Raw genomic sequence first — 788 nt, forward strand, 5'->3', positions numbered from 1 at the left:
GCTGGCTGTTTTACGCGTATGACAGGATACGGAGGACGGTTGTGGCGCACGTCTTCGGTGAACGCACTCTGGCCACACTGGAGCGTCTTCTGAGCCTGCTGTCGGCCTTTGAGGTCGTGGTATGGATGACGGATGGCTGGCCGCTGTATGAATCACGCCTGAAGGGAAAGCTGCACGTTATCAGCAAGCGTTACACTCAGCGCATTGAGCGACATAATCTGAATCTGAGACAACATCTGGCAAGGCTGGGACGGAAGTCACTGTCGTTCTCAAAATCGGTGGAGCTGCATGACAAGGTCATCGGGCATTATCTGAACATAAAACACTATCAGTAAGTTGGAGTCATTACCCAACACGCTATGTAGTTATTGTCAGGCTCTGATCACAGAGCCTGACATCTCCGTAATATCTAGACTGGCCCCCTGAATCTCCAGACAACCAGTATCACTTAAATAAGTGATAGTCTTAATACTAGTTTTTAGACTAGTCATTGGAGTACAGATGATTGATGTCTTAGGGCCGGAGAAACGCAGACGGCGTACCACACAGGAAAAGATCGCAATTGTTCAGCAGAGCTTTGAACCGGGGATGACGGTCTCCCTCGTTGCCCGGCAACATGGTGTAGCAGCCAGCCAGTTATTTCTCTGGCGTAAGCAATACCAGGAAGGAAGTCTTACTGCTGTGGCCGCCGGAGAACAGGTTGTTCCTGCCTCTGAACTTGCTGCCGCCATGAAGCAGATTAAAGAACTCCAGCGCCTGCTCGGCAAGAAAACGATGGAAAATGAACT

Annotated in this window: 1 protein-coding gene and 1 pseudogene; both read left to right on the forward strand. The window is 50.3% G+C overall.

Annotated features, from left to right (window positions below):
* Positions 1-335, forward strand: a pseudogene (locus BFF42_RS19055) (IS1-like element IS1X2 family transposase); the annotation flags it as partial.
* 166 nt (positions 336-501) lie between these two features.
* The coding region (locus BFF42_RS19060) for a transposase (RefSeq protein ID WP_000567737.1) at positions 502-788 on the forward strand (287 nt) is incomplete at its 3' end.

The organism is Shigella sp. FC1661 (assembly GCF_001712525.1).
In the GTDB taxonomy this organism is placed as follows: domain Bacteria; phylum Pseudomonadota; class Gammaproteobacteria; order Enterobacterales; family Enterobacteriaceae; genus Escherichia; species Escherichia coli.